We start from the raw sequence: 22,119 nt of genomic DNA, 5'->3' as shown, positions 1-22,119 counted from the left end.
GCAAGAGGGCGCGTGCATCCGTTCGCTTGCGATGGGGCCGGAATGGACGCTGCGGCTACACTGTAGCGGTTGTCACCGCATCGGGCCGCAGCGCGGCCCGCCGTACCGGAGTCCCCGCTTGATCAAGCCGCGCACCCCGCCCGGGGTCCTGGAATTGCTGCCCGCCGACCAGATCGCCTTCCAGCGCATGCTGGACACGATCCGGCGCAACTTCGAACGTTTCGGCTTCCTGCCGGTGGAAACGCCGGTGATGGAGCTGTCCGAGGTCCTGCTGACCAAGACCGGCGGCGAGACCGAGCGCCAGGTGTATTTCGTCCAGTCCACCGGCGCGCTGGAGAAGGCCGCGCAGGGCGAGGGCGGCCCGCCGGAACTGGCGTTGCGCTTCGACCTGACCGTGCCGCTGGCGCGCTACGTCGCCGAGCACGAGCACGAGCTGGCGTTCCCGTTCCGCCGCTACCAGATGCAGCGCGTGTACCGCGGCGAGCGCCAGCAGCGCGGCCGCTTCCGCGAGTTCTACCAGTGCGACATCGACGTGATCGGCAAGGACGCGCTGTCGACCCGCTTCGACGCCGAGCTGCCGGCGGTGATCCACGCGGTGTTCTCCGAGCTCGACATCGGCGCGTTCACCATCCAGCTCAACAACCGCAAGCTGATGCGCGGCTTCTTCCAGGCCCAGGGCGTGGCCGAGCCGGCGCTGCAGGCGCTGGTGCTGCGCGAGGTGGACAAGCTCGACAAGCGCGGCGAGGACTACGTGCGGCAGACCCTCGCCGGCGAGGGTTTCGGCCTGTCCGCGGACGCGGTCGCGAGGATCCTCGATTTCGTCAAGGTGCGTTCGACCTCGCACGCCGACGCCCTGGCGCGGCTCGACGCGCTCGCCGGCGACAACCAGGCCCTGCGCGAAGGCGCGGCCGAACTGCGCGAGGTGCTGGAGCTGGTCCGCGCGCTCGGCGTGCCCGAGTCCGCCTACGCGCTGAACTTCTCGATCGCGCGCGGCCTGGACTACTACACCGGCACGGTCTACGAGACCACGCTGAACGACTACCCGCAGATCGGCTCGATCTGCTCCGGCGGGCGCTACGACGACCTGGCCAGCCACTACACCAAGTCGAAGCTGCCCGGCGTGGGCATCTCGATCGGCCTGACCCGGCTGTTCTGGCAGCTGCGCGAGGCCGGGCTGGTCGGCGCCGCCGAAAGCACGGTGCAGGCGATGGTCGCGCTGATGGACGAGGGCTCGCTGCCCGACGCGCTGGAGATCGCCCGCCGCCTGCGCGCGGCCGGCATCAACACCGAGGTGCAGATGGAGCCGCGCAAGCTCGGCAAGCAGTTCCAGTACGCGGCGCGCGCGGGCATCCGCTTCGTGGTCCTGGCCGGCGAGGACGAGCGCGCGCGCGGCGTGGTCGCGGTCAAGGACCTGGCGCGCGAGGAGCAGTTCGAGCTCGCGCGCGAAGAGCTGGCCGGCGCCCTGAAGGTGGAGCTGGAGCAGGCGCGCGCGTTGCCGAAGCGCTGAAGCGGCAACCCATACCACGAAAGAACGACATGAAACCGATCCGACTCGACGGCCGCTCGCTGACCCGCGCGCAACTGGTGGACGTGGCCTACGGCGCGCAGGTGGAACTGGACGCCGCGCAACTGCCCGCGGTGGCGCGCGCGGCCGAGTTCCTGGCCGAGCAGGTGCGGCGCGAAGAACCGATCTACGGGGTCTCCACCGGCTTCGGCAGCAACGCCGACCGCCTGCTCGGCGCGCATCGGCTGCGCGGGGAGCTGCCGGGCGCGCGGCCATCGGCCGGAAGCCTGCACGCGGAACTGCAGCGCAACCTGATCGAGACCCACGCGGTCTGCGTCGGCGAGCCGTTCGCGCCGGAGATCGTGCGGGCGATGCTGTGCATCCGCATCAACACGCTGATGCGCGGGCATTCGGGCATTCGCGTCGAGACCCTGCAGGCGCTGACCGCGCTGCTCAACGCCGGCGTGGTGCCGGTGGTGCCGCAGCTCGGCTCGGTCGGCGCCTCCGGCGACCTGGCGCCGCTGTCGCACCTGGCCCTCGTGCTGCTCGGCGGCGGCGAAGCCTTCCACCAGGGCCAGCGCCTGCCCGGCGGCGAGGCGCTGCGCCGCGCCGGCCTGGCGCCGGTGACGCTGTCGTACAAGGAAGGCCTGGCGCTGAACAACGGCACCGCGCAGATGCTGGCCTGCGGCGTGCTCGCGCTGGCCAGGCTGGAGGACCTGCTCGACACCGCCGACCTCGCCGCGGCGATGACCCTCGACGCCTTCGCCGGCCGCCTCGGCGCGTTCGCCGAGGAAGTGCACGCGCTGCGCCCGCACCCGGGCCAGGTGCAGGTGGCGGCGAACCTGCGCCGCATGCTCGCCGGCTCCACCCTGGCCGACATCCCGTACCACCTGGTGCCGCGCTTCCGTCCGTGGCTGCCGTCCAGCTGGGACACGCCGGAGGCGCAGGCGCTGCGCTTCGACATCGGCTGGGACTGGGTGCCGTTCGGCCAGCGCCACGGCCGCGAGAAGTTCTACCGGCGCTTCCGTCCGTTCCGCGGCGGCAAGAAGCACCAGCCGCAGGACAGCTACTCGCTGCGCTGCATCCCGCAGGTGCACGGCGCGGTGCGCGACGCGGTGGCGCAGGCGGCGCGGGTGCTGGAGATCGAGCTCAACGCGCTGACCGACAACCCGATCGTGTTCCCCGACGCGCGCAAGCAGCACGTCGAGGAGCAGGTGATCTCCGCCGGCCATTTCCACGGCATGCCGCTGGCGCTGGCGATGAGCTACGTGAAGGCGGCGATCCCGGTGCTGGCGAGCATCTCCGAGCGCCGCCTCAACAAGCTGGTCGACCCGGCCACCAACGACGGTCTGCCGGCGTTCCTGATCGGCAACGAGGATTCGACCGAGTCCGGCCACATGATCGTGCAGTACACCGCCGCGGCGATCGTCAACGACCTGGCCAGCCGCGCGCACCCGGCCAGCGTCTATTCGATTCCGACCAGCGCGAACGCCGAGGACCACGTCTCGATGGGCGCCAACGAGGCGCGCCACGTGCTGGCGATGGCCGAGGACCTCGGCAAGGTGCTGGCGCTGGAGTTGTATACCGCGGCGCAGGCGCTCGACCTGCGCCTGGACATGATCAACGCCGCGCGCGACCTGGCGCGGCGCGCCGACGCGAACGCGCTCGCCGGCAAGATCGCCGGTGGGCCGGCGGGCGAGGGCGGCGACCGCGACGGCTTCCTGGCCGAAGTCGAGGGGCTGCGGCAGGAGCTGGCGGCGGCGCCGGCGTTCCAGCCGGGCCGCATGGTCGCCGCGGCGCACGCGGCGATCCGCGCCGAGATCCCGTTCCTCGACCGCGACAGGGCGCTGGACGCGGAAGTCGCGGCCGCGGTGCGGCTGGTCGCGAGCGGCAAGGTGCTCGAAGCCGCGCGCGCCAGCCTCGGCTGATGCGGCGATTCCGGAAAGGAGGCCGAACGATGCGATGGCGTGAGGGGTTGCTGGCCCTGCTTTGCGCGGCGGCGACGGCGCAGGCCGGCGAACGCGAATCCGCGGCCGAGGCCGTGCTCCGTGTCCGCGAGGAGTCGCGCGGCTTGTCCGAGCCCGTGGTACGGGCGCAAGCGGCCTTCTCCCGCGCCCACGCGCTCCTCGGCCAAGGCGTCGATTTCGGCGCGGACAACTGCGCGCGCGCCGAGCCGGACCTGCGCGAGGCGCTGGAGCGGCTGCGCGATCTGCCGGCGCGACCCGCGCCGGGCAGCGACGTCAAGGGCTTCGCTTCGCTCCAGCTGGGGCGATGCCGGATGGCGCAGGGGCGCGATCGCGACGCGGCGCGCCTGCTGCGCGAAGCGGAGCGGTGGGGCAACGCGGGCATGGTCGCGCAGGCGCGCGCCTGCCTGGCGGGGCTGTACGCGCAGGGACGCGGCGTCGAGCGCGACCCGGAGCGGGCGCTCGCGCTGTACGTGCTGGCCGACGGCGAAGCTTGCGATTCGACCCGGGGGCACGACGTGCGCAGCGCGGCCGAACTGATCCTCACGCTGAACCCGGATGCCGGCCGCGTCCACGACGGCGTGGTGTACGCCCTGCTGCGGCGCGGCTCGGCGCGCGACTGGCTGCGCATGCTGGAGCTGCACAAGCGCCACTTCAGCAGCGCCGGCACCGGCCGCTACATCCCGCTTGCGCTGGATGGGCTGTACGCGGGCGGCGCCGGCGAAGAGGACCGCGCCGCGATGCGCGAACTCAGCCTGGAGCTCGGGCGGCTGTTCCTGGAGCGCGGCGAGCGCGCGCTGGCGCTCGGCTACCTGCGCCTGGCCGATCCGGCGGCGGCGGGCGAATGGCTGCGGCGCTGGGATCGCGAGGCGCGCTACCGGCTGATCCTGGCGGACGGCCGCGAGTGGAGGGCGAGCGATGCGGTGCCGTGATCGTTTCGCGTCGTTGCTGGCGGCGGCGCTGCTGGCCGCCGTCGCCGGCCCGGCGCTTGCCGCGGAGGAGTGCGTTGCGGCCTCGATCGACGAGGTCGGCCGGTGCGGGCGCCGGGGCGCCGCGGCGACGGCCGGGCTGCACGACCGCGAGACCCCGCGGCCTGCGCCGCCGCCGGGGCTGGACCCCGACCTGCTCGCGACGCAACTGCTCGGCGACTTCGCCGTCGGCGAACTGCATCCGGTCGCGGGCGGCGACGGGGAATGGGTGCTGGTCGCGCGGCAGGCGGCGGTGGTCGCCGTGGACGCCAATGCGTATGCGTTGCGGGAGCAGGGCCCGGAGCCGTCGGTCGCGCGGGTCGCGCTGCTGGGCTGGCGCGAGGGCGCCGGCGAGGGCGCGTTGCCGACGGTGCGCATCCTGGCCGAGACGGCGGATCCGACCGAGGGCACCGCCGCCGCGGCGGTTGCCGACGGCGCCGGGGCCGTCGTGCCTTGCGTCGACCCGGAAGCAGGCGGCGAGCTGGATTCCGCGGGCGGCTATCCCGACATCGCCGGCGAATTCCGCTGGCGGCGCCTGTCGCCGCAACACCGCGTGCTGGCGGCGTCGGTCCGGCGGTCCGAAGGCTATGCCGGCGGCGGCGGCGGCTTCCACGGCGAGGTGCTGCTGGAACCGCGCGACGGCCGGCTGGTGCCGGTGGCCTGCTATGCGCGAAGCCGCTTCCAGATGTTCGGCGGCGAATGGAACGAGGACGGCACCCGCCAGCACCCGGAGTCGCGTGCGGCCTGGGAGATGCGGGTGCTCCCCGGCGGCGAGTGGCCGCGCTTGCGCCTGCACCCGGTCACGGCCGATACCCCCGCCGCCGCGCTGCGCTGGGATCCGGCGCGCGGGCATTACGTCCGCGACTGAACCTTCCGACCGAACGAACGCCTTTGGCCCGGGTTGACGGCGGGCTTCGCCGCTTGCTCTAATGTGATAACGCATTAATACATTCGAGCAGATGAAGCGCCGTCCCCGCCCCCCGAAAGACGTCTCCGCCGAGGCCATGGACGCTCTGGCGCAGGCGCTGTTGACCCTGCGCACGCCGGAGGAGGTGCGCGCCTTCCTCGAGGACCTGTGCACCCCCGCCGAACTGGAGGCGATGACCGACCGCTGGCGCGTGGTGCCGTTGCTGCGCCAGGGCGTGCCGTACCGCGAGATCCACGACCGCACCCAGGTCAGCGTGACCACGATCGGCCGGGTCGCGCGCACCCTCGAACGCGGCGCCGGCGGCTACGCCACCGCCTGCGGCCGCCTGGCCGCTTCCCCCGCATCCGCGGCCGCCCCGGCCGCCCCCCGCGAGCCCCGACCATGAGCCCCCTCACCGGCGCGCCGCGCGACCGCCTGCGCATCGCCATCCAGAAATCCGGCCGCCTGTCCGAACCGGCGCGCGCGCTGCTCGCGTCCTGCGGCCTGAGCTGGCGCGAAAGCCGCGACCGCCTGTTCTGCTACGGCGAGACCCTGCCGATCGACCTGCTGCTGGTGCGCGACGACGACATCCCGGGCCTGATCGCCGACGGCGTCTGCGACCTCGGCATCGTCGGCCGCAACGTGCTGCTCGAACAGGCCGGCGAGCGCGCCGCGAACGGCCGCGCCGAAGCGTTCCGCGAATGGCGCCCGCTCGGCTTCGGCGGCTGCCGGCTGATGCTGGCGGTGCCGGACGGCTGGGACTGGCGGGGCCCGGCGCAGCTGGCCGGCCGGCGCATCGCCACCAGCTACCCGGCGCTGCTTTCGAACTGGCTGCAGGAGCAGGGCATCGCCGCGCAGGTGGTGACGCTGTCCGGCTCGGTCGAGATCGCGCCGCGCCTCGGCCAGGCCGACCTGATCTGCGACCTGGTCTCCAGCGGCGCGACCCTGGCCGCGAACCAGCTCAGGCCGGTGCAGACGCTGCTCGAAAGCGAGGCGGTGCTCGCCGGCCCGGCGCGCGACTTCGAGGCCGAGCGCGCCGAACTGGCCGAGATGTTGCTGCGCCGCCTCGACGGCGCGCTGCGCGTGCGCCACAGCAAGCTGCTGCTGTTCCAGGCGCCGCGCCGGCTGCTGCCGCAACTGCTGAGCCTGCTGCCCGACGCCGAGTCGCCGACGGTGATGCGCCTGGACCAGGGCGAGGACGACCTGGCGCTGCAGGCGTTGTGCCATGGCGCGGTCACCTGGCAACGGCTGGAGGAGCTCAAGCGCGCCGGCGCGCGCGGGCTGATGGTGTTGCCGGTGGAGGGCATGCTGGCATGAACGCCGCGCTTTCGGACCGGCCGCTGTGGAACGTGCTCGACTGGAACTCGCTCGACGCCGCGCAGCGCGCGCAGGCGCTGCGCCGCCCCGCGCAGGCGAGCTCGGCCGAGACGGCCGCGGCGGTGCGCGCGATCCTCGAGCAGGTGCGCCGCGGCGGCGACGCCGCGCTGCGCGAACTGGCGCGGCGCTTCGACGGCTTCGCCCCGGAGGCGTTCGCGGTGTCCGCGGAGGAATTCGACGCCGCCGAGCGCGCGTTGCCGGCGTCGCTGCGCGCCGCGATCGATGAGGCCGCCGAACGCATCGCCCGCTTCCACGAGGCGGGGGCGGGCGCGCCGTACGCGCTCGACACCGCGCCCGGGGTGCGCTGCGAGCGCGTGCTGCGGCCGATCCGCCGGGTCGGGCTGTACGTGCCGGCCGGCTCCGCGCCGTTGCCGTCGACCGCGCTGATGCTGGGCGTGCCGGCGCGGCTGGCCGGCTGCCCGCAGATCGCGTTGTGCACGCCGCCGCGCGGCGACGGCAGCGCCGATCCCGCGGTGCTGTACGCCGCGCGCCGCTGCGGCATCGCGCGCGCGTTCAAGCTGGGCGGCGCCCAGGCCATCGCGGCGATGGCGTTCGGCACCGCCTCGGTGCCGAAGTGCGACAAGCTGTTCGGGCCCGGCAACGCCTACGTCACCGAGGCCAAGCGGCAGATCGCGCAACGCGAGGACGGCGCGGCGATCGACATGCCGGCCGGGCCGTCGGAGGTGCTGGTGATCGCCGATGCCGGCGCGGATCCGGCCTTCGTCGCCGCCGACCTGCTGTCCCAGGCCGAGCACGGGCCGGACTCGCAGGCGCTCCTGCTCAGCGACGAGCCGGCGCTGATCGCCTGCGTCGGCCGGGAACTGGAGCGCCAGCTCGAGGCGCTGCCGCGCGCCGCCATCGCGCGGCGGGCGCTGGCCGCGTCGAGCGCGATCCGGGTCGCTTCGATCGAGCAGGCGCTGGCGATCAGCAACGACTACGCGCCCGAGCACCTGATCCTGGCCTTGCGCGACGCGCGCGCGTGGTTGCCGAAGGTGGCGGCGGCCGGCTCGGTGTTCCTGGGCGACTGGGCCCCGGAGGCGCTGGGCGACTACTGCAGCGGCACCAACCACGTGTTGCCGACCAGCGGCGCGGCGCGCTTCGTCGGCGGCCTGAACGTGGCCAGCTTCCAGGTCGCGATCACCGTGCAGGAGGTCTCGCCCGCCGGGCTGGCGGCGATCGGCCCCTGCGCGATCGAGTTGGCCGAGGCCGAGGGCCTGCACGCGCACCGCGAGGCGGTGGCGCTGCGGCTGCGCGCCGCCTCCGCGCGGAGGGGCGCATGAACGCGGCCCCGCGCTGCGCCGGCGCCGATCCCTGCGCGCTGCTGCGCGAGGACCTGCGCGACTTCGCCGGCTACCGCTCCGCGCGCAGCGAAGCGTTGCAGGGCCGCATCTGGCTCAACGCCAACGAATCGCCGTGGGCCAACGCCGGCGACGCCGAGGGCGCGCTGCGGCGCTATCCCGATCCGCAACCGACCGCCTTGCGCGCGGCCTTGGCCGAGCTGTACGGCTGCGCGCCGGAGGAGCTGCTGGTCGGGCGCGGCAGCGACGAGGGCATCGACCTGCTGGTGCGCGCGCTGTGCCGTCCCGGCGCCGACGCGATCCTGGTCACTTCGCCCACGTTCGGCATGTACGCAGTGAGCGCGCGCCTGCACGGCACCGCGGTGGTGGACGTGCCGCTGCGCGACACCGTCGAGGGCTTCGCCTGCGATTTCGACGCGGTCGCCGCGGCGGCGCTGGCGCGGCCGGTCAAGCTGGTGTTCCTGTGCTCGCCGGGGAATCCGTCGGGCACGCTGCTGCCGCTGGACGGCATCGTCGCGCTGGCGCGCCGGCTCGAAGGCCGCGCCCTGGTGGTGGTCGACGAGGCCTATCTGGACTTCGCCCAGGCGCCGTCGGCGGTGGACGCGATTCCGGAGCAGCCCAATCTGGCGGTGCTGCGCACGCTGTCGAAGGCGCATGCGCTGGCCGCGGCGCGGATCGGCTGCGTGGTCGCGGCGCCGGGCCTGGTCGATGCGCTGCGCCGCTGCCAGGCGCCGTATCCGCTGCCGGCCGCATGCGTGGCGCAGGCCCTGGCCGCGCTCGCGCGCCCGGCGCGCGCCGCCACCGCCGCGCGCGCCGGCGCGACCGTGCGCGAGCGCGAGGCGCTGGCCGCGCGCCTGGCCGCGTTGCCCGGCGTGCGCCGGGTGTATCCCTCGCGCGCGAACTTCCTGCTGGTGCGTTTCGCCGACGCCCAGGCCGCGTTCGAGCGCCTGCTCGCCGCCGGCGTGGTGGTGCGCGACATGCGCGCCGCGCCCGCGCTCGGCGACGCGCTGCGGATCAGCCTGGGCACGCCGGCGCAGAACGCCGCGGCGCTGGCGGCGCTGGCAGGAGCCGCGGCATGAGCGCGACGCCGATGACGCCGATCCTGTTCGTCGACCGCGACGGCACCCTGATCGAGGAGCCGGCCGACTTCCAGGTCGACCGCTACGAGAAGCTGCGCTTCGTCCGCGGCGTGATCCCGGCGCTGTTGCGCCTGCGCGACGCCGGCTACCAGTTCGTGATGGTCACCAACCAGGACGGCCTGGGCACGCCGGCGTTCCCGCAGGAGGACTTCGAAGGCCCGCACCGGCTGATGCTGCAGGTGTTCGAGAGCCAGGGCGTCGTGTTCCGCGACGTGCTGATCGACGCCAGCCTGCCGGCCGACAACGCGCCCACGCGCAAGCCGGGCATCGGCCTGGCGTTGCCCTACCTGCGCGACCGCGGCGTCGACTGGGCGCGCTCGGCGGTGGTCGGCGACCGCGAGACCGACGTCGCCTTCGCGCGCAACCTCGGCGTGGCCGCCTACCAGCTGCGCACGCCGCGGTTTGGCGGGCAGTGGGACTGGGACGGCATCGCCCGCGCGCTGACCGAGGCGCCGCGCACCGCGCGGGTCGTGCGCAACACGCGCGAGACCCGGATCGAGGCGGCGGTGAACCTCGACGCCGCGGCCGAGCCGCGCGTCGCCACCGGCCTGGGCTTCTTCGACCACATGCTCGAGCAGCTCGGCAAGCACGGCGGCTTCGCCCTGGAACTGCGCTGCGACGGCGACCTGCACGTCGACGAGCACCACACCGTCGAGGACAGCGCGCTGGCGCTGGGGCAGGCGCTGCGCGAGGCGCTGGGCGACAAGCGCGGCCTCGGCCGTTACGGCTTCGTGCTGCCGATGGACGAATGCCTGGCCAGCGCCGCGCTCGACTTCTCCGGGCGGCCGTACTTCGCGTTCGAGGGGCGCTTCGCGCGCGAGCGCGTCGGCGACCTGCCGACCGAGCTGGTGCCGCACTTCTTCCGCTCGCTGTGCGAGAGCGCGGGGTTGAACCTGCACTTGAAGGTCGAGGGCGAGAACGACCACCACCGGGTCGAGGCCTGCTTCAAGGCGGTCGCGCGCGCGCTGCGCCAGGCGATCCGGCGCGAAGGGCGCGAGCTGCCCAGCACCAAGGGCCGGCTGTGATGGGCGTGCCGTGATGGACGTGGTGCTGATCGATTCCGGCGGCGCCAACATCGGTTCGGTGCGCTACGCGTTCGAACGCCTCGGCGTGCGGGCGCGCCTGAGCGCGGACCCGGGCGAGATCGCCGCCGCCGACCGCGTGGTCCTGCCCGGGGTCGGCGCCGCCGCCGCCGGCATGGCGCGGCTGCGCGCGCTCGGGCTGGTCGAATTGGTGCGCGGCCTGCGCCAGCCGCTGCTCGGCATCTGCCTGGGCATGCAGCTGCTGTTCGAAGCCTCGGAGGAGGGCGAGACCGAGTGCCTGGGCCTGCTGCCCGGCCGCGTGCGCAAACTCGCCGGCGGCCCCGGCCTGCGCGTGCCGCACATGGGCTGGAACGCGCTGGCGCGGCGGCGCGAGGACCCGCTGCTGGCCGGCATCGGCGACGGCGCGCAGGCCTATTTCGTCCACGGCTACGCCGCGCCGGTGAGCGCGGACACGCTCGCGGCGAGCGAGCACGGCGAGGCCTTCGCCGCGGTGGTGCGGCGCGGCCGCTGCTGGGGCGCGCAATTCCATCCGGAGCGCTCGGCGGCGGTCGGCGCGCGCCTGCTCGAGAACTTCCTGTCGGAGCGGCTGGCATGAGCGCGATCGTGGAAGCCGCCGCCACCGCGGCGTTCGAGCTCTATCCCGCGATCGACGTGCGCGACGGCCGCGTGGTGCGCCTGCGCCAAGGCGACTATGCGCAGGAGACCCGCTACCCCGAGTCGCCGCTGGATCTGGCGCGGCGCTACGCGCAGGCCGGCGCGCGCTGGCTGCACCTGGTCGACCTCGATGCGGCGCGTGCCGGCGGCTATACCCTGGCGCCGCTGCTGCGGGCGATCCGCGCCGAGACCGGGCTGCAGGTGCAGACCGGCGGCGGCGTGCGCGGCGAGGACGACGTCGCGGCGATCCTCGGCGCCGGCGCCGCGCGGGTCGTGGTCGGCTCGCTCGCCGTGCGCGCGCCGGAGCGCGTGCTGGCCTGGCTCGATCGCTTCGGCGCCGAGCGCCTGACCGTCGCGCTCGACGCGCGCCAGGATGCGGAGGGCGCATGGCGTCTGCCCACCGCCGGCTGGACCGAGGACAGCGGCGTGCGCCTGCACCCGTTGGTGCAGGACTACGTGCGGGGCGGGCTGCGCCACCTGCTGTGCACCGACATCGCCCGCGACGGCATGCTCGGCGGCCCCAACCTCGGCCTTTACCGCGAGCTGCATGCGCTGGCGCCGCGACTGGCGATCCAGGCCTCCGGTGGCGTCCGCAACGTCGCCGACGTGCGCGCGGCGCGCAAGGCCGGCTGCGCCGGCGCGGTGCTCGGCAAGGGCCTGCTCGACGGACGCTTCGCGCTCGGGGACGCGCTGCGCGAGGCCGCGCCGTGCTGAGCCGCCGCATCATCCCGTGCCTGGACGTGCGCGGCGGCCGCGTGGTCAAGGGCGTGCGCTTCCGCGACCACGTCGACATGGGCGACATCGTCGAACTGGCGCTGCGCTATCGCGAGCAGGGCGCCGACGAGCTGGTGTTCTACGACATCGCCGCCAGCCCCGAGGGCCGTCGCGTCGACCGCGCCTGGGTCGAGCGGGTGGCGCGCGCGATCGACATTCCGTTCTGCGTGGCCGGCGGGATCCGCTCGGTGGAGGACGCGCGCGCGGTGCTGCACGCCGGCGCGGACAAGGTCTCGATCAACTCGCCGGCGCTGGAGCGGCCGGCGCTGATCGAGGAACTGGCGGCGGCCTTCGGCGTGCAATGCGTGGTGGTCGGCATCGACAGCCTGCGCGACGAAGACGGCCAGTGGCGGGTGCGCCAGTACACCGGCGACCCCGCGCGCACCCGCGCGCTGCCGCGGCGCACGCTCGACTGGGCGGCGGAGGCGCAGCGGCGCGGCGCCGGCGAGATCGTGCTCAACTGCATGGGCAGCGATGGCGTACGCGGCGGCTACGACCTGGAGCAGCTGCGCGCGGTACGCGAGGCCTGCGCGGTGCCGCTGATCGCCTCCGGCGGCGCCGGTACCGCCGCGCACTTCGTCGAGGTCTTTCGCGAGGCCGATGCCGACGGCGCGCTGGCGGCCAGCGTGTTCCACTCCGGCGCGGTGGCGATTCCACAGCTCAAGCGCACGCTGGCGGCGGCGGGCGTAGCGGTGCGGGAGGCGGCGTGACCACGTCCGTGTCCGCCATTCTCGGCAGCCCCGATGCTTGCCAATCCGCTCCGGTATCGGCAGGCGCCGGGGGCGTGTCTCCGCCCGCGTTCGGCCTGGCGGTGGCACCGCTCTTCCCGCGGCCGGGGCTTGCTGCTTCGATTCGGGCGCCGGCCTTCCCTCACCGGCTTGGCCGCGATGCCACCGCCAGGCCGAACGCGCGGGCCGGCCGGCAGGTTCGGGGAAGGCGCAAAAGCGAATTGCCCGGCAACGCGGCGGCTTGCTGCAAGACACGGCGTTCCTGTGCGGGCGGAACGATCGCCAAGACGATCCCATCGAGCAGCCCCCATGACCCCTGAGCAGATCGCGAACCTCGGCTGGGACAAGCAGGGCGGTCTGCTGCCCGCGATCGTGCAGGACGTCGATACGCGGCGGGTGCTGATGCTCGGCTACATGGACCGCGCCGCACTGCAGGCGACGCTGGAAAGCGGCCGGGTCACCTTCTTCAGCCGCAGCAAGGGCCGGCTGTGGACCAAGGGCGAGTCCTCGGGGCACTTCCTGGCGCTGGTCTCGGTCGAGGCCGATTGCGACGCCGACACCTTGCTAGTGCAGGCGCGGCCGCGGGGGCCGACCTGCCATCTCGGCCGCGCGAGCTGCTTCGCGAATGCGACCGGCGCGGCGCTGGGCACCGGGCCGGAAGGCGCCGCGACCGCGCCGGGCTTCGGCCTGCGCGACCTCGACGCGCTGGTCGCCGCGCGCGAGCGCGAGCGGCCCGCCGGCCGCTACACCACCGCGCTGTTCGAATCCGGCCCGCGCCGGATCGCGCAGAAGGTCGGCGAGGAGGGCGTCGAAACGGCGCTGGCGGCGGTGGCGCAGGACGAGGCCGCGCTGCTCGGCGAAGCCGCCGACCTGCTCTACCACCTGCTGGTGCTGCTGCGCGCGCGCGGCCTCGGCTTGGCCGAGGTCGAAGCGGTGCTGGCGCAGCGGCATCGTCCGTAGGCCTCGCAAATCCGCTTACCCGTCGCCGCGAGCGCAGCGGAGGCGGCTGTTCGCCGCATCGACACGCCACGTGACCCAGCAGCCGGGGTGCGGGCCGGCGCGACCTTCGGCGGCATGGATGCCGCCGAAGAGCCTACAGGGACGTATTCACGGCGTGTCGCGCCGGCCCGTGCCCCGGCGGCTCGCAGCGACGCCCGAGCCTGCGCTTTCACAAAGCCGCGCAGCGCTTCTGAAGTGCGTTCGTGCCGGGAGACGCGGGCCGCCGATTCGCCAGGCATCGTTTTGCCAGGCATGTTCGACTTCGGCGTCCGCAATTACCGGTGCCGTGGCCGAACGAGAACTATCCTCTCTCCGCTCCGGCGGCGGATAATCCGGCCTCCTCCCGCGGAACCGCTTGCGTGCTTCGAATCCCGGTCTGCGCCGCCCTGCTGCTCGCGACAGCGCCTTGCCCGGCCGAGACGCCGGCGCCGGTCGCGTCGCCGCCGGCCATCGTCGGCACGGTCTATCGCGACGACGACGGCGACGGCCGCCGCGATGCCGGCGAGCCCGGCATCGCCGGGGTCAAGCTGTCCGACGGCCGCAGCTTGGCGGTCACCGACGCCGAAGGCCGCTACCGGTTGCCGCGTCGCGACGGCAGCACCGTGTTCGTGATCAAGCCGCCAGGCTACGCGGTGGCCAACGGCGACGACGGGTTGCCCCGGTTCTGGGCGCACGTGTTTCCCCACGGCTCGCCGAAGCTGCGCTACGGCGGCATCGCCGCGACCGGCGACGACGCCGGCCGTTTCGATTTCCCGCTGCGGCCGCAACCGGCGCCGGCCGAACTCGACATGCTGGTGTTCGGCGACCCGCAGCCCAAGAGCATGGTCGACGTCGGCCATTACGAGCGCGACATCGTCGAACCCCTGGTCGGCCGGCACGGCGCCTCCTTGGGCCTGAGCCTGGGCGACATCGTCGACGACGACCTGTCGCTGTACCCGGCGATGAACCGCGTCACCGCCAGGCTGGGCGTGCCGTGGCTGCACGTGCCCGGCAATCACGACCTGGACTTCGACTCCGCACGCGACGAGGACGCGCTGCTCAGCTTCCGCAACGTCTACGGGCCCGACAGCTACGCCTGGGAGGAGGCGCAGGCCAGCTTCGTCGTGCTCGACGACGTGGTCTACCGGCCCGGGCCGTCGCCGTCCTACGTCGGCGGCCTGCGTGAGGACCAGTTCGCCTTCCTCGAGGCCTACCTGGCGACGTTGCCGAAGCAGCGGCGGCTGGTGATCGCCGCGCACATCCCGTTCTTCGACCCGGTGCCGGGCCGCGAGGCGTTCCGCCGCGCCGACCGCGAGCGCCTGTTCGCGCTGCTGCAGGACCGCCCGGTGCTGCTGCTGACCGCGCACACCCACAACCAGCGCCACTACTACCACGGCGCCGCCAGCGGCTGGCGCGGTGCGCAGCCGCTGCACGAGTACAACGTCGGCGCGGCCTGCGGCGCGTTCTGGTCCGGGGCGAAGGATGCGCAGGGCATCCCCGATGCCACCATGAGCGACGGCACGCCGAACGGCTACGCCCGCCTGCGCATCGCCGCCGACGGAAGCTATGCCCTGGACTATCGCGTCGCGCGCGCGCCGGACGATTACGCGATCGCGCTGCACGCGCCGCGGGTGCTGCGCCGCGGCGCCTATCCGGCCTACGGCGTCTACGCCAACGTGTTCATGGGCGACGCCGACAGCCGGGTCGAATACCGCGTCGACGGCGGCGAGTGGAAGCCGATGCGCCGGGTCGAACGGGCCGACCCGCGCCTGCTGGCCGAGAACGTCGCCGACGACGCGGCCGGGCGGTTGCGCGGCTACGACCGTTCGCCGGAGGCCGATCCGTCCACCCACCTGTGGCGCGGCGCATTGCCCACCGACCTCGCCGCCGGCGAGCACCGGGTCGAGGTGCGCGCATTCGACCGCTGGCAGGGCGAGCGCCGCGCCGAGACCCGTTACCGGCTGGACGAGGCGAAGGAGTAGCCGCGATGCCGGGCGCCGCGTTGCCGAACGACCTGCCGATCGCGCTGTTCGAAACCGCGCGGGACTGGGAACGCTGGCTCGCCGCCCACGGCGACGCGCCCGGGCTGTGGCTGAAGATCGCCAAGAAGGGCAGCGGCGTGCGTTCGGTCGGCTATGCCGAGGCGCTGGACGTGGCGCTGTGCCACGGCTGGATCGACGGACTCAAGCGCGCCTGCGACGAGCGCCACTTCCTGCAGCGGTTCACGCCGCGGCGGCCCGGCAGCCTGTGGTCGAAGCTCAACGTCGGCCACGCCGAGCGGCTGATCGCCGCCGGACGGATGCGTCCGGCCGGGCTGCGCGAGACCGAGGCCGCCCGCGCCGACGGCCGCTGGCAGGCCGCCTACGCGCCGGCCCGCGCGATGGAGGTGCCGCCGGAACTGGCCGCGGCGCTGGCGAAGAACGCCAAGGCGCGCCGCTTCTTCGACGGCCTGGACCGGACCAACCGCTACGCGTTCTGCTGGCGCGTGCGGACGCTGAAGAAGCCGGAGTCGCCCGCGGCCAAGGCGGCGCTGTTCGCGCGGATGCTGGCGCGCGGGGAGCAGCTGCACGGCGGCGGGTAGCCGTGCGGCGTGCGCGCGGCGGCGCCCTTCGCGACCGGCTCGGTTCCGGCGCTGCGCCAAGCTCCGGCTAGGCGCCGGCGTCGACGTCCGCGAACGATTCGTGGCGCGGATGGCCGTGGGCGGCGTCGCCGGTGCGCGGCTGCGGATAGTCCTCGCGGCGGTCGATCAGCGCGGTCCGCAGGCCGGCCTCGCGGGCCGCGTCGAGCTCCTCGACCACGTCGGACAGGAACAGGATCTCGCCTGCGGGCAGGCCGATCGCCTCGGCGATGCGGCGGTAGCTGGCGGCCTCGCGCTTGCCGCCGACCTCGGTGTCGAACCAGCCCGAGAACAGCCCGGTGAGGTCGCCGGCGTCGCTGTGGCCGAAGAACAGCCGCTGCGCCGGCACGCTGCCGGAGGAATACACGTACAGCGGCAGCCCGGCCTCGCGCCAGCGCGGCAGCGCCGCGGCCGCGTCCGGGTAGATGTGCGCGGTGAAGTCGGCGTTGCGGTAGCCGTCGGCCCAGACCATGCCCTGCAGCGCCTTCAGCGCCGTGTGCTTGCGGTCCTCGTCGATCCAGCCCTGCAGCACCTCTACGATCATCGCGTCGTCGCACATGCCGCCGTTCTCGGTCGCCACCGCGTCCAGCCACTTGCGCACCGCCGGTTCCTTGCCGCGCGCGGCGACGAAGCGGGGCAGGGCGCGGCGCGCATAGGGAAACAGCACGTCCTTGACGAACGAGATGCTGCTGGTGGTGCCTTCGATGTCGGTGAGGATGGCGCGGATGGGCATGGGGCAGGCAGGGGCGAGAAGATGAGGCACCGGGAACCGGCAGGGGCGTGGCGGGCGCGTTTCGGTACGGCGCGAGCGGTCGAGCCGCCTAGGTCGTTCCGCTGCGCGCGTCCCGGCTCACCCGGCCTGGCCGGGCTCGTAGCGCGGGAAGCGCCGGGCGATGTCGGTGCCGGTGAAATGGCCGACCCAGCCGTCCGGCTCGGTGAAGAAGCGGATCGCGACGAAGCTCGGCTCCGGGCCCATGTCGAACCAGTGCCTGGTGCCGTCCGGCACGGCGATCAGGTCGCCCTGCGTGCACTCGATCTCGTAGACCTTGTCGTCCACGTGCAGGGTGAACAGGCCCGAACCGGCCACGAAGAAGCGCACCTCGTCCTCCTTGTGGAAGTGCTCGTCGAGGAACTTGGTGCGCATCGCCTCGCGCTGCGGGTGGTCCGGCGCGATGCTGACCACGTCGACGGTCTTGAAGCCGCGCTCGGCCACCAGCCGGTCGATGTCGGCGCGATAGGCGGCCATGATCTTCTCCGGCGGATCCCCCGGGGCGACCGGCTCGGCGGCCCGCCATTGCTCGAAATCGACGCCGATCTTCTTCAGCTCGCGCGCCATTTCGGCATGGTCGCGGGTGCTCAGCAGCGGGGCGTCGGGGGCGTTTTCGTCGAAGATGCGCAGGCGGCTCATGGGGCGGCTCCGGGGCGAGGCAAGGGGAACGAAAGATCGGGAACCAGGAACGGGCGGACGCGCGCCGAGCGATGCGGCCCGGCAGCTGCGGCGAGCGCTCTCGCGCATTCCCCGTTCCTCTTCATTCGTTCCTAGGTGTGCGGTCGTTGCAGCTTCCGCAGCTCCAGTTCGCAGGCGAGCAGGAACTCGAAGGCCTCCAGGTGGCGGCGCGCCTCGGCCATGTCGCGGCCCCAGGCGTACAGGCCGTGGCCGTCGATCAGGTAGCCCCAGATCGCGCGGCGGTCGAGCAGGCAGTCGACCTGGGCGGCGAGGGTGTGCATGTCCTGGCTGTTCGGCAGCACCGGCAGGTCGAGGCTGGTCTCATGGGTGGTGTTGCCGGAGAAGGCTTTCAAGAGCTCGTAGCCTTCCAGGAGGACGTGGCCGGCGCCGGCGTACAGGCGCGAGGCCACCGTCTGCACCAGCGAATGGGTATGCAGGACGCAGCCGATCTCGGGGAAGCGCTTGTACAGCTGGGTGTGCAGCAGCGTTTCCGCGGAGGACTTGAGCCCGGTGGCGACCGCGCGGCCGTCGAGGTCGACCACCATGATGTCCGCCTCGGTCAGCCGGCCCTTGTCGCGGCCGGAAACGGTGATCGCGACGTGCCGCTCGTCGATGCGCTGCGAGAAGTTGCTGCTGGTCGCCGGCGTCCAGCCGCGCGCGGCCAGTTCGCGCACATTGACGATGATCTCGCCGGCGCAGTGGGCCAGGCGCTGCGGATCGTAGGGCAAGAGCTCGCTCATGGCGCCAGTTTAGCGGACCGGGCGCGGCAGGGCCGAAATTCCGTCCGGGCATGACGGCATGCCTCGATCTTCCGCCCGGCGGCCCAAGCCGGGAGCGAGCGCGGTCTTCGGAGGCAGGAAGAAGCCTGCGGGGCCCGTTCACGGCGCCTGCGCTTGGCCCGGGACGCTCCCCGGCGACGCGACGAATCCGCCGCCGCGCCGCGTCCGTGGCGGATCCGCAGGCGGTCAGCCCCGCAGCCGGCTGTGCCGGTAGCCGTACAGGAAGTAGATCAGGAAGCCGCCGGCGGTCCAGATCGCCATCAGCATCCAGTTGTGCGCGGTCATCGCCGACAGCAGCGCCAGGCAGCTGAGCACGCCCGCGGAGCAGACGAACCAGGCGAACGGGATCCGGAACGGCCGCGGCAGGTCCGGCTGGGTGCGGCGCAGGATCAGCACGCCGGCGCAGACCGCGGCGAAGGCGATCAGCGTGCCCATCGAGGTCAGCTCGCCGAGCACGTCGAGCGGGAACAGCGCCGCCAGCAGGGCGATGCCCAGCCCGGTGATCACCGTGTTGATGTGCGGGGTGCGGTACCGGGGATGGATCCGGGTGAACACCGGCGGCAGCAGGCCGTCGCGCGCCATGATCATGAAGATGCGCGGCTGGCCGATGATCATCACCAGCACCACCGAGGACAGCCCGATCAGCGCGCCGATCTCGACCACGATGCGCAGCCAATCCAGCTGCCGGTGCGCGGCCACCGCGGTCACCACCGGCTCGTCGGTGCCGAGCTTCGTGTACGGCACCAGCCCGGTCATCACCGCGGCCATGGCGATGTACAGCACGGTGCAGATCACCAGCGACAGCAGCATGCCGATCGGCATGTCGCGCTGCGGCCGGTGCGATTCCTGCGCCGCCACCGACACCGCCTCGAAGCCGATGTAGGCGAAGAACACCATCGCCGCGCCGCGCAGCACGCCCTCCCAGCCGTACTTGCCCGGCCCCTCGTTGGCGGGGATGAACGGCTCCCAGTTGCCCGGGTCGACGTATTTCCACCCGGCCACGATCACCAGCACGATCAGCCCGGTCTTGAGCACGACCATCGCCATGTTCATCGCCGAGGACTTGCGGATGCCGACGTAGCAGACCCAGGTCAGCAGCAGCACGATCGCCGCCGCCGGCACGTTCATGATCGCCCCGGTCGGGCGCAGCTGCGCGTCCAGCGGCGCGGCGATCAGCGCCTTGGGCAGGTAGATGTCGAAGTGCTGGAGCAGGCTGAGGAGGTAGCCGGTCCAGCTGACCGCCACCGCCGACGCCGAGACGCCGTACTCCAGCACCAGCATCCAGCCGATGAACCACGCGGCCAGTTCGCCGAGCGTGGCGTAGGTGTAGGTGTAGGCGCTGCCGGAGACGGGCACCATCGCCGCGAACTCGGCATAGGCGAGGGCGCAGAACGCGCAGCAGATCGCCGCCAGCACGAAGCTGAGCATGATTGCCGGGCCGGCGTGGTCGGCGGCGGCCTGGCCGGTGATGACGAAGATGCCGCCGCCGATCACCGCGCCGATGCCCAGCGCGGTCAGCCCCCACGGACCGAGCGCGCGCTGCAGGCTCAGGCCCTCGGCGTCGGCGTGGCTGGCGTGGGGGTGCTTGGTCGCGAGCAGTCGCTGCAGCATGAGGGTCGGTCCTGGCGCCCGCGGCGGCGCCGGGGCATGCGTGCAAAAGAACGGGAAGCGGAAACGAAGAGGGCCGGCGAGTTCGTCGTCGGCCCCCGGGGCGGCGCCTCAGCCCTGCCGCAGCTTGCTGTGGCGGTAGCCGTAGCCGAAGTAGATCAGGAAGCCGACCGCGGTCCACGCCGCCAGCAGCAACCAGTTGTACCAGCCCATGAAGCCGACCAGGGCCAGGCAGGACAGCGCGCCGAGGATGCAGATCAGCGGCGCCATCGGCACCCGGAACGAGCGCGGCAGGTCCGGGCGGGTGCGGCGCAGGATCAGCACGCCGATGCAGACCGTGGCGAACGCCAGCAGCGTGCCCATCGAGACCAGGTCGCCGAGCACGCCCAGCGGGAAGAACGCGGCCAGCAGCGCGGCGACGATGGCCACCACGACGGTGGCCTTGTGCGGCGTGTGGTGCCGCGGGTGCACCGCGCCGAAGAAGCGCGGCATCAGGCCGTCGCGCGCCATCGCGAAGAAGATGCGCGGCTGGCCCATCAGCATCACCAGGATCACCGAGGTGAGGCCGGCGACCGCGCCGATCTCGACGGCGAACTTCAGCCAGCCCAGGGCCGGGTAGCGCTCCAGCGCGGTGGCCACCGGCTTGGCGGTGCCAAGGTCGGTGTACGGCACCATGCCGGTCAGCACCGCGGCGACGATGATGTACAGCAGGGTGCAGGTCACCAGCGAGCCGAGGATGCCGATCGGCATGTCGCGCTGCGGGTTCTTGGCTTCCTGCGCCGCGGTGGAGACCGCGTCGAAGCCGATGTAGGCGAAGAACACGATCGAGGCCGCGCGCAGCACGCCGGGCCAGCCGAAGCGGTCGCCGCCTTCGTGGGCGGGGATGAACGGGACCCAGTTGTCCGGGTTCACGTACTGCGAGCCGAAGCCGATCAGCGCCAGGATCACCGTCACCTTGACCGCGACGATGATCGCGTTGGCGGTGGCGGACTGGCGGATGCCGATGTAGCAGAGATAGCCCACGCCGGCGACGATCAGCACCGCCGGCAGGTTGAACAGCGAGCCGGTCGCGCTGAACTGGCCGTTGGCGTAGGTCACCGGCGCGGAGGCGAACAGCGCCGGGAACTTCCAGTCGCTGCCGAACATGTGCGCGATCGATTCCATCAGGCTGACGGTGTAGGCCGACCAGCCCACCGCCACCGCGGACGCGGCGAACAGGTATTCCAGCACCAGGCTCCAGCCGACGAACCAGGCCACCGCCTCGCCCAGCGTGGCGTAGGTGTAGCTGTAGGCGCTGCCCGAGACCGGGATCATCGACGCGAATTCGGCGTAGCACAGGCCCGCGAACGCGCAGGCGATGCCGGCGAGCACGAAGCTGAGCATGATCGCCGGGCCGGCATGGTTGGCCGCGGCCTGGCCGGTCATCACGAAGATGCCGGCGCCGATGATGGCGCCGATGCCGAGCAGCACCAGATGGCGCGCGGTCAGGACGCGCTTGAGATTGGCTTCCCCCTGGAGCGAGCCTTCCACCGGCTCGCCGGCATCGACGTGACCGGCGGGCTCCACCGGCTTGGTGACGAACAAATCTTTGAACATCCGATTCCCCTGGGTGGGTGGCCGCCGTTCAGGCGACGGGTCGAGCGTATGGCCGTGGGGCGGGCCACCTTAACCCACGCGGGAAAGCAGCGGCAAGCGGGAAAAAGTCATGCTTCGCCTGCATAATCGCCGCCCCCCGACGCGCCGAGACGCCGCCGAATGTCCTCGATTCCCGCCGAGCCCGACGCCGCGCTGCGCGAGGCGCTGCGGCGCTACGCCGAGCGCTGGCCGGAAGAGCGCGACGCCGCGTTGTTCCTGGAACTGCTCGACGACCCCGCAGACCCGTTCCGGCGCGAGCGCCTGGCCGGGCACTTCACCGCTTCGTGCTGGCTGGTCGACCGCGCCGGCGCGCGCGTGCTGCTCACGCACCACCGCAAGCTCGGCCGCTGGCTGCAGCTCGGCGGCCACGCCGACGGCGACCGCGACCTGGCGCGCGTCGCGCTGCGCGAGGCGGAGGAGGAGTCGGGCCTGGGCGGGCTGACCGTCGAGCCCGGACTGTTCGACCTCGACCGGCACTGGATTCCCGCGCGCGGCGACGTGCCGGGGCATTGGCACTACGACGCGCGCTTCGTGGTGCGCGCCGGCACGGACGAGCGCTACGTGGTCAGCGAGGAATCGCACGATCTGGCCTGGCGCGAGATCGCCGGCATCGCGGGCGACCCGCAGGCGGACGAATCGCTGCGGCGGATGGCGCGCAAGTGGCTCGCTGCCGGGAACGGGTGAAGAGGCAACAGGAAC

Annotated in this window: 21 protein-coding genes; 16 read left to right on the top strand and 5 right to left on the bottom strand. The window is 73.1% G+C overall.

Annotation, left to right across the window (positions count from 1 at the left end; translation table 11 throughout):
* Nucleotides 1–118 precede the first annotated feature (118 nt).
* From hisS to EDC50_RS05975, 15 genes are all read left to right on the top strand, one after another.
* Entirely contained in the window at nucleotides 119–1,507 is a 1,389-nt protein-coding gene (hisS, locus tag EDC50_RS06045) for a histidine--tRNA ligase (RefSeq protein WP_123769517.1), read from the top strand.
* A gap of 29 nt (nucleotides 1,508–1,536) precedes the next feature.
* Entirely contained in the window at nucleotides 1,537–3,432 is a 1,896-nt protein-coding gene (locus EDC50_RS06040) for an HAL/PAL/TAL family ammonia-lyase (RefSeq protein WP_123769516.1), read from the top strand.
* Between the two features lie 143 nt (nucleotides 3,433–3,575).
* Nucleotides 3,576–4,400, top strand: a complete 825-nt coding sequence (locus tag EDC50_RS06035; RefSeq protein WP_158635653.1) for a hypothetical protein — start codon at nucleotides 3,576–3,578, stop codon at nucleotides 4,398–4,400.
* Nucleotides 4,387–5,304, top strand: a complete 918-nt coding sequence (locus tag EDC50_RS06030) for a hypothetical protein (RefSeq protein ID WP_123769514.1) — start codon at nucleotides 4,387–4,389, stop codon at nucleotides 5,302–5,304. Before EDC50_RS06035 ends, EDC50_RS06030 begins: the two co-directional genes overlap by 14 nt.
* Before the next feature lie 91 nt (nucleotides 5,305–5,395).
* Nucleotides 5,396–5,749 (top strand): YerC/YecD family TrpR-related protein, encoded by a 354-nt coding sequence (locus EDC50_RS06025; protein WP_123769513.1) that lies wholly within the window; start codon nucleotides 5,396–5,398, stop codon nucleotides 5,747–5,749.
* On the top strand, nucleotides 5,746–6,660 hold the full coding sequence (hisG, locus tag EDC50_RS06020; RefSeq protein ID WP_123769512.1) for an ATP phosphoribosyltransferase: 915 nt from the start codon (nucleotides 5,746–5,748) through the stop codon (nucleotides 6,658–6,660). The genes EDC50_RS06025 and hisG overlap by 4 nt, the downstream gene beginning before the upstream one ends.
* Entirely contained in the window at nucleotides 6,657–8,000 is a 1,344-nt protein-coding gene (gene hisD, locus EDC50_RS06015; RefSeq protein WP_123769511.1) for a histidinol dehydrogenase, read from the top strand. Before hisG ends, hisD begins: the two co-directional genes overlap by 4 nt.
* A complete protein-coding gene (hisC, locus tag EDC50_RS06010; protein ID WP_123769510.1) occupies nucleotides 7,997–9,097 on the top strand; it encodes a histidinol-phosphate transaminase in 1,101 nt (366 codons plus the stop codon). The genes hisD and hisC overlap by 4 nt, the downstream gene beginning before the upstream one ends.
* Before the next feature lie 11 nt (nucleotides 9,098–9,108).
* Nucleotides 9,109–10,182, top strand: a complete 1,074-nt coding sequence (gene hisB, locus EDC50_RS06005; RefSeq protein ID WP_123769660.1) for a bifunctional histidinol-phosphatase/imidazoleglycerol-phosphate dehydratase HisB — start codon at nucleotides 9,109–9,111, stop codon at nucleotides 10,180–10,182.
* Between the two features lie 13 nt (nucleotides 10,183–10,195).
* Entirely contained in the window at nucleotides 10,196–10,795 is a 600-nt protein-coding gene (gene hisH / locus EDC50_RS06000; protein WP_199742097.1) for an imidazole glycerol phosphate synthase subunit HisH, read from the top strand.
* Entirely contained in the window at nucleotides 10,792–11,568 is a 777-nt protein-coding gene (locus EDC50_RS05995) for a 1-(5-phosphoribosyl)-5-[(5-phosphoribosylamino)methylideneamino]imidazole-4-carboxamide isomerase (protein WP_123769508.1), read from the top strand. The genes hisH and EDC50_RS05995 overlap by 4 nt, the downstream gene beginning before the upstream one ends.
* Nucleotides 11,562–12,338 (top strand): imidazole glycerol phosphate synthase subunit HisF, encoded by a 777-nt coding sequence (gene hisF, locus EDC50_RS05990; protein WP_123769507.1) that lies wholly within the window; start codon nucleotides 11,562–11,564, stop codon nucleotides 12,336–12,338. Before EDC50_RS05995 ends, hisF begins: the two co-directional genes overlap by 7 nt.
* Nucleotides 12,339–12,665: 327 nt before the next feature.
* Complete coding sequence (gene hisIE / locus EDC50_RS05985; protein WP_123769506.1) at nucleotides 12,666–13,316, top strand: bifunctional phosphoribosyl-AMP cyclohydrolase/phosphoribosyl-ATP diphosphatase HisIE; 651 nt, start codon at nucleotides 12,666–12,668, stop codon at nucleotides 13,314–13,316.
* A gap of 398 nt (nucleotides 13,317–13,714) precedes the next feature.
* Nucleotides 13,715–15,316, top strand: coding sequence for a calcineurin-like phosphoesterase C-terminal domain-containing protein (locus EDC50_RS05980; protein WP_425477881.1), 1,602 nt, complete (start codon nucleotides 13,715–13,717; stop codon nucleotides 15,314–15,316).
* Nucleotides 15,317–15,321: 5 nt separating this feature from the next.
* Nucleotides 15,322–15,915, top strand: coding sequence for a YdeI/OmpD-associated family protein (locus tag EDC50_RS05975; protein ID WP_123769505.1), 594 nt, complete (start codon nucleotides 15,322–15,324; stop codon nucleotides 15,913–15,915).
* 67 nt (nucleotides 15,916–15,982) lie between these two features.
* Here EDC50_RS05975 and mtnC read toward each other — a convergent pair whose 3' ends face one another.
* From mtnC to EDC50_RS05950, 5 genes are all read right to left on the bottom strand, one after another.
* On the bottom strand, nucleotides 15,983–16,684 hold the full coding sequence (mtnC, locus tag EDC50_RS05970; protein ID WP_123769504.1) for an acireductone synthase: 702 nt from the start codon (nucleotides 16,682–16,684) through the stop codon (nucleotides 15,983–15,985).
* A 117-nt stretch (nucleotides 16,685–16,801) separates the two neighbouring features.
* Entirely contained in the window at nucleotides 16,802–17,359 is a 558-nt protein-coding gene (locus EDC50_RS05965) for a 1,2-dihydroxy-3-keto-5-methylthiopentene dioxygenase (RefSeq protein ID WP_123769503.1), read from the bottom strand.
* Between the two features lie 131 nt (nucleotides 17,360–17,490).
* On the bottom strand, nucleotides 17,491–18,138 hold the full coding sequence (locus tag EDC50_RS05960; protein WP_123769502.1) for a methylthioribulose 1-phosphate dehydratase: 648 nt from the start codon (nucleotides 18,136–18,138) through the stop codon (nucleotides 17,491–17,493).
* Between the two features lie 225 nt (nucleotides 18,139–18,363).
* The gene (locus EDC50_RS05955; protein WP_123769501.1) at nucleotides 18,364–19,788 is read right to left on the bottom strand and encodes an amino acid permease; all 1,425 of its coding nucleotides are present in this window, start codon (nucleotides 19,786–19,788) and stop codon (nucleotides 18,364–18,366) included.
* Nucleotides 19,789–19,896: 108 nt separating this feature from the next.
* Complete coding sequence (locus tag EDC50_RS05950; RefSeq protein WP_123769500.1) at nucleotides 19,897–21,381, bottom strand: amino acid permease; 1,485 nt, start codon at nucleotides 21,379–21,381, stop codon at nucleotides 19,897–19,899.
* 159 nt (nucleotides 21,382–21,540) lie between these two features.
* Here EDC50_RS05950 and EDC50_RS05945 point away from each other — a divergent pair, with 159 nt between their 5' ends.
* Nucleotides 21,541–22,104, top strand: a complete 564-nt coding sequence (locus tag EDC50_RS05945; protein ID WP_123769499.1) for an NUDIX hydrolase — start codon at nucleotides 21,541–21,543, stop codon at nucleotides 22,102–22,104.
* Nucleotides 22,105–22,119 lie beyond the last annotated feature (15 nt).

This window comes from Vulcaniibacterium tengchongense, assembly GCF_003814555.1.
Taxonomy (GTDB): domain Bacteria; phylum Pseudomonadota; class Gammaproteobacteria; order Xanthomonadales; family Xanthomonadaceae; genus Vulcaniibacterium; species Vulcaniibacterium tengchongense.
This window is presented reverse-complemented; position numbering and strand designations above follow the sequence as displayed.